Below are 6,048 nucleotides of genomic sequence, written 5' to 3' on the forward strand. Positions count from 1 at the left end.
GGAATGGATGGTCGCGCCGCACGCGATCGAAGCGGCGCACTGAGCCATGCTTGAGCCGCTTCAATATGCCCTCGGCGGACTGTCAGGCGCGCTGGTGGGCTTTGTCCTCGGGCTTGTCGGGGGCGGCGGGTCGATCCTCGCTGTGCCGCTGCTGCTATATCTCGTAGGCGTCCGCAATCCGCATGAGGCGATCGGCACCAGTGCATTGGCCGTCGCGGCCAATGCGCTTGCTGGCCTATGGAACCATGCCCATGCCCGCACCGTGAACTGGCGATGCGGGGGGATCTATGCTGCTGCCGGCGCCGTCGGTGCGCTCGGCGGCTCGACGCTCGGCAAGAGCATCGATGGGCACAAGCTGCTCTTTCTGTTCGCGATTCTGATGATCGTCGTGGCCGTGCTGATGTTTCGCGGTCGCGGCGACCAGGGCGTTGAGGGCGCGCAGTGCAACCGGGAGAATGTTGGCAAGGTCGTCGGCTATGGTCTCGGCACCGGCGCCTTTTCCGGCTTCTTCGGGATTGGCGGCGGCTTCCTCATCGTACCGGGCCTGATCGCGTCGACCCACATGCCCATTTTGCGCGCGATCGGTACCTCGCTCGTGGCGGTCGCGGCCTTCGGCCTGACGACGGCGCTCAATTACGCGCTTTCGGGCTATGTCCTTTGGGGCCTAGCCGGCGTGTTCATTGTGGGCGGCATTATCGGAAGCGTGATCGGCACGCGTGCGTCGCAGGTGCTGGCCGCCGAGAAAGGCCGGTTGAACAGCCTCTTTGCAGTCTTCGTGCTTGTCGTCGCCATCTACATGCTATTCAAGAGCTGGTCCGAACTAGCCAGCTGAACGGGGATATTCATGGACGCCATCATTCTCGCAAGGGCGCAGTTCGCCTTTACCGTGAGCTTTCATTTCCTCTTCCCGGCCTTTTCTATCGGGCTGGCGAGCTATCTGGCAGTGCTCGAAGCTCTGTGGCTGAAGACCGGCAAGGGCGTCTATGCCAACCTGTTCCGCTACTGGTTGAAGATATTCGCCGTCGTGTTCGCGATGGGCGTCGTCTCGGGTATCGTCATGTCATATCAGTTCGGTACCAACTGGTCGGTCTTCTCCGACAAAGCAGGCCCGGTTATCGGCCCGCTGATGGCCTATGAGGTGCTGACCGCCTTCTTCCTGGAGGCCGGATTCCTCGGCGTCATGCTGTTCGGCATCAACAAGGTCGGCCGCAAGCTGCACTTCGTCGCGACGCTTGCAGTAGCGCTGGGGACTTTTATCTCCGCATTCTGGATCCTGTCGGTCAACAGCTGGATGCAGACGCCGGTGGGGTATGAGATCGGCGCAAACGGCCAGTTCCTGCCGGGACCGAGCTGGCTGACAATCATCTTCAATCCCAGCTTCCCCTATCGGCTCTTTCACACGGTCCTTGCCGCCTATTTGACGACAGCTTTCATCGTGGGCGCGGTGGGTGCCTGGCATCTTCTCAAGGACCGCTGCAATCCCGGCGCGCGCAAAATGTTCTCCATGGCGATGTGGATGGCTGCCATCGTAGCCCCCATCCAGATTTTTGCGGGCGACATGCATGGGCTCAATACCCTTGAGCATCAGCCGGTGAAGGTGATGGCGATGGAAGGCCATTTTCAGAGCCATCCGAACGGTGCGCCTTTGATCCTGTTCGGCATTCCCAATAGCGCGAAACAGCGGGTGGATTATGCCATAGAGATACCCAAGGCGTCGTCGCTGATCCTGAAGCACCAACTCGATGCGCCCTTGAAGGGTCTCGATACGGTGCCGCAAACTGATCGTCCGCCTGTCGGTATCGTCTTCTGGGCGTTCCGCGTGATGGTCGGCATCGGGTTCGCAATGCTCGGAATCGGACTCCTGAGCCTGATCGCGCGTTGGCGCAAAGCGCTCTACGATTGGCCGCTGCTGCATCGCTTCGCTGTCCTCATGGGGCCGTCGGGACTGATTGCCGTGCTGTCAGGCTGGATCGTGACGGAAGTCGGGAGGCAACCGTTCACGGTCTATGGGCTGCTCAGGACCACCCAGAGCGCCTCGCCGCTCGATGCCCCTGCGGTTGCCTCGTCGCTACTGGCTTTTGTAGTCGTCTATTTCACCGTCTTCGGGATGGGCATCTGGTACTTGCTTCATCTCATGAACAAGCCGCCTGAAGCGCATGAACCCCCGCCGAGCGACGCGCCCATTCGCAGTGCGGGGATCACCCCGGCGCCGGCCATCATCGAGGGAGCTTCGGCATGATCGACCTCACCGTTATCTGGGCCTGCATCATCGGCTTTGCGATCATCGCCTATGTCGTGATGGACGGCTTCGACCTCGGCATCGGTATCCTGTTCCCCTTCTTCAAGGTCGGGCAGGACCGCGACACGGCGATGAATAGCATCGCGCCTGTCTGGGACGGCAACGAAACCTGGCTGGTGATGGGCGTAGGCGGCCTGTTTGCCGCATTTCCGTTGGCCTATGCCATCATCCTTCCCGCGCTTTACGCGCCTATGATCGCCATGCTGCTGGGGCTCGTGTTTCGCGGCGTGGCATTCGAGTTCCGCTGGCGCGATCCGGCGCATCGCGCCTTCTGGGACAGGGCGTTCACGACAGGCTCGGTAATCGCCACCTTCGCGCAGGGCGTTGCGCTCGGGGCGCTGCTGCAGGGCATCACGGTCGACGGGCGCAGCTATGCCGGGGGCTGGTGGGAGTGGCTGTCGCCCTTCAGCCTCCTGACCGGCGTCGGCCTGCTGGTCGGCTATGCCCTGCTCGGCGCCTGCTGGCTCAACTGGAAGACCGAAGGCGGATTGCAGCGGCAGACGGTTACTTACGCCGGGCGGCTCGGGATTGGTCTGCTCATCATGATCGGCATCATCAGCCTCGCCACACTACGGCTTGAAGCGCAATATTATCAGCGCTGGCTGAGCTTCCCGGGCGTGGTTGCGACAGCGCAGGTGCCGCTTGCTACGCTTATCGTGACATTCCTGTTTTATCGCAGCCTCCGGTTGAAGCGCGATGCACAGCCGTTTTTCTGGGCGCTGGCCCTGTTCGGACTGTGCCTGGTCGGGCTCGGCGTCTCGATCTGGCCCGACGTCGTCCCGGCGCGGGTTACGATCTGGGAAGCGGCAGCGCCCGTCCGCAGTCAGTTGTTCATGCTGGTTGGAGCCTCGATCATGGTGCCCGTGATCCTGGCATACACGGCTTGGTCCTATTGGGTCTTTCGCGGCAAGATCGGCACGGAAGGGTATCACTGATGCCTCTCTGGCTAAGTCGCCTTGGATGGTTCGTCGGCATTTGGGCTGCGAGCGTTTCCGCATTGGCGGTTGTGGGCGGACTGCTCCGCTGGTGGCTACGCTAAATGGCCGCTCGCCATAGGCGAGGAGCCAACACTCAAATTTCGGTATTTTCAGCGAGGGCGAGCGCGTCTTCTACGTCGATCCCTAGATAGCGCCGCCCCGAGCCCCACGGGGCAGATCACCGGTATCATGAAGGCGCAGGAAGCGCTCCAGCTCGCCGCGTTGGCCGATCAGCTCAACGCACATCGTCAGGTGCGGATCGGAAATCTCGAAGCCGTTTTCCCGGATCGTGCCGTGATTGCTGTAGCCGTAGTGGGTGTGATGGCGACGGCGTTCATGATGCCGTCGCGGTTCGCCTGAGTGACCAGCTCCCGGTACAAGCGGCTTGCGCGACCAGAAACTCCGCGAGCCAGCAGCCTTGTCGGATGGTTTCATGTAGATGCAGATCATCCCGATCTCGCTGTACGTGACCTTGTGGTGCATCAGTTGTGCTCCTTGACAGCGTTGGAGGGGCTTAGGCTGCGGCGGGAGGCGCGAGCGTCGCGCAGCGTCACCGTGCCGGTATGAGCGCGGGCGGGATGCTTCGGGACGGCGATCCGCTGCGACAGGTAGATGCCGTTATGGCCCGAGCAGATGTAGGCGACGAAGCAGGCCACCGCGATTGGCACGGCATGGGTGGCGCCGAAAAGCTCGATCCCCATGATCGTACAGGCCAGTGGCGTGTTGGCCGCGCCGGCGAATACGGCGACGAAGCCGAGCGCTGCGAACAGGTCGAGCGGTGCGCCGAGCAGCCAGCCAAGGGCATTGCCCAGCGCAGCACCGATGAAGAACAGCGGCGTCACCTCGCCGCCCTTGAAGCCCGCGCTAAGTGTCGCGACGGTAAACAGCATCTTGAGCGCCCAGCTCCAACGATCGACCGGGCCAGTGAAGAAGCCGGCGATCGTCGGATCACCGGGAATGGCGGACCAGACACCAAGCCCAAGGTAGGCGCGGGTCCCGATGATCCAAACGAGCGCGATCACCAACACGCCGCCCAGGGCAGCACGGGCCGGTCCGTAAGGTATGCGCCGCTTGAAAAAGCCGCCGAATGCGTGGTTCGCTTCTGCGAAGACGAGGCCGGCCAGCCCGAAAGCAACGCCCGCGACAGTCGCCTTGAGGAGCATCAACGGCTCGCCCAGCAGCGCGCCTGTGGCGGGGCCGGCATAGGCGATGTGATAGGGCGTGTGGTGGATGCCCCAGGCATGACACGTCCAGTCCCCGACTAGCGCCGCGAGCAGGCACGGTATGATCCCGGCATACTCAACGCGGCCTAGAGCCAGCACTTCAAGGGCGAACACCGCCCCTGCCAAGGGCGTTCCGAATACCGCGCCGAAGCCCGCCGCGACGCCAGCCATCAGCAGGATGCGGATGCCAGATACGTCGAGACAGAACAGGCCGGCGACGGCGCTAGCGAGACTGCCGCCGAGCTGCACAGCGGTTCCCTCGCGTCCCGCCGAGCCGCCGAACAGATGCGTTGCGATGGTGCCGAGGAAAACCAGTGGCGCCATGCGAAGCGGCACGCCGCCCCCGGGCTCATGTATCTGCTCGACGATCAGGTTATTGCCGGCTTCCACCGAGCGCCCGGTATGATGGTAAAGAAGCGCGATGGCTGCCCCGCCCACTGGCAAGAAATACAGCAGCCACGGATGGTCGAAGCGGGCCTGTGTGGCGGCATCAAGGCTCCACAGGAAGGCCGCGCACAATGTCCCGACCAGCGCCGCCATCGGCAGCAGGATAAGCGTCCACCGGACCACCGACATGGCATGGTCATGCCGGTCGCAAAAGAACGCCGCCACGTTGAACTCTTGGTACAGATTGCGAAACGTCGCGCGCACAATTCCTCCTTTGCTGCCTAGCGGCGCCAAGTAGGAATCATCGGCCCTTGCAAGGGTGGTTCGGTCAAATGACCCGGCGGGAATCCATCGCCTTGACAGAATATATGTCGCTGCAATGCAGCAACGTCAATTCCCGCAATACCATTGTTTTTGGGACACCCGTGAATGGCCGCTATAGGCTGAACCTGCCGGTCGGTGAGGCCGCCAGAGATGGCAGCTTTGTCCTAGCCTCGGCTATAACCGGACTGACCGCTCGTAGGCGCGTGACTTTTCCAATTGAACAGCTTGGATTGGGCGCTAAGCTGCCAAATCAGATCAGACTGTAGCGGGGCAGCCAAGCCTCGTCCTGCCTGGGCCTGGCTGTTTTATGCTCAAGCCATATCTCACGCAGTTCATCGTCCAGGCCCTGACCTTTGTCGCTGCAGCGCGATCAGCCACTCAAGATCATTTGCCTCGGCAGGGACCGGCTCGACCCTATCCATCGGCTTGACGTTTGAGCTGCCCTTTTGATCACTTTGTGCAAGCCTCGGCGATTTGGCGATGGGCCGATCAATCCGGAGCGAGGCATTAGTTTGCGACGCGACATTCCTATCGGTCACGCTTTGGCTAGCCATCGGGCGCTGTGCAATGAACTCGTGCCATTGCATTACGCGAGGCAAGCGCAGCGCGCGAAGCGCATTACGCAGTTCGCCATCCAATTTTGCCATTCGAGGCCCGCGAACGTGCGTAGAGAAATAGGCATAGAACGCCCGCCGCGCGGTTAGCGTCCGCGCTCGTGGTGTAATTTCCGGTGTAGATTGAGGTGATCGCATGGGGTTGGGCATGCCCAACCCCATGCGATTTCGAACTCGGTGGCCACCGGGCTCATCGGTAAGGTGGAGTTACCACACGTCACACG

General features: G+C 62.0%; 7 protein-coding genes and 1 riboswitch. Of the genes, 4 read left to right on the top strand and 3 right to left on the bottom strand.

What is annotated here, in order from left to right; all coding sequences use genetic code 11:
• The first annotated feature begins 46 nt into the window (after positions 1-46).
• The 4 genes from AC13EK_RS01080 to AC13EK_RS01095 are packed head-to-tail and all read left to right on the top strand — an operon-like array spanning position 47 to position 3,338.
• Positions 47-832, top strand: a complete 786-nt coding sequence (locus AC13EK_RS01080; RefSeq protein WP_069335820.1) for a sulfite exporter TauE/SafE family protein — start codon at positions 47-49, stop codon at positions 830-832.
• 12 nt (positions 833-844) lie between these two features.
• Complete coding sequence (locus AC13EK_RS01085) at positions 845-2,239, top strand: cytochrome ubiquinol oxidase subunit I (RefSeq protein WP_069335821.1); 1,395 nt, start codon at positions 845-847, stop codon at positions 2,237-2,239.
• Complete coding sequence (cydB, locus tag AC13EK_RS01090) at positions 2,236-3,234, top strand: cytochrome d ubiquinol oxidase subunit II (protein ID WP_069335822.1); 999 nt, start codon at positions 2,236-2,238, stop codon at positions 3,232-3,234. Before AC13EK_RS01085 ends, cydB begins: the two co-directional genes overlap by 4 nt.
• A complete protein-coding gene (locus AC13EK_RS01095) occupies positions 3,234-3,338 on the top strand; it encodes a DUF2474 family protein (protein ID WP_081331594.1) in 105 nt (34 codons plus the stop codon). Before cydB ends, AC13EK_RS01095 begins: the two co-directional genes overlap by 1 nt.
• 82 nt (positions 3,339-3,420) lie before the next feature.
• Here the strand turns inward: AC13EK_RS01095 and AC13EK_RS01100 are convergent, their stop codons facing one another.
• The 3 genes from AC13EK_RS01100 to AC13EK_RS01110 all read right to left on the bottom strand — a co-directional run bounded on the left by AC13EK_RS01100 (position 3,421) and on the right by AC13EK_RS01110 (position 5,857).
• Positions 3,421-3,759, bottom strand: coding sequence for a putative PII-like signaling protein (locus AC13EK_RS01100; RefSeq protein WP_139149918.1), 339 nt, complete (start codon positions 3,757-3,759; stop codon positions 3,421-3,423).
• Positions 3,759-5,150, bottom strand: a complete 1,392-nt coding sequence (locus AC13EK_RS01105; protein ID WP_069335823.1) for a voltage-gated chloride channel family protein — start codon at positions 5,148-5,150, stop codon at positions 3,759-3,761. The genes AC13EK_RS01100 and AC13EK_RS01105 overlap by 1 nt, the downstream gene beginning before the upstream one ends.
• A gap of 24 nt (positions 5,151-5,174) precedes the next feature.
• Positions 5,175-5,251: riboswitch (Fluoride riboswitch) on the bottom strand.
• 291 nt (positions 5,252-5,542) lie between these two features.
• Positions 5,543-5,857, bottom strand: coding sequence for a hypothetical protein (locus tag AC13EK_RS01110; RefSeq protein ID WP_483021978.1), 315 nt, complete (start codon positions 5,855-5,857; stop codon positions 5,543-5,545).
• Positions 5,858-6,048 lie beyond the last annotated feature (191 nt).

Source organism: Sphingobium sp. L-44, from assembly GCF_056859495.1.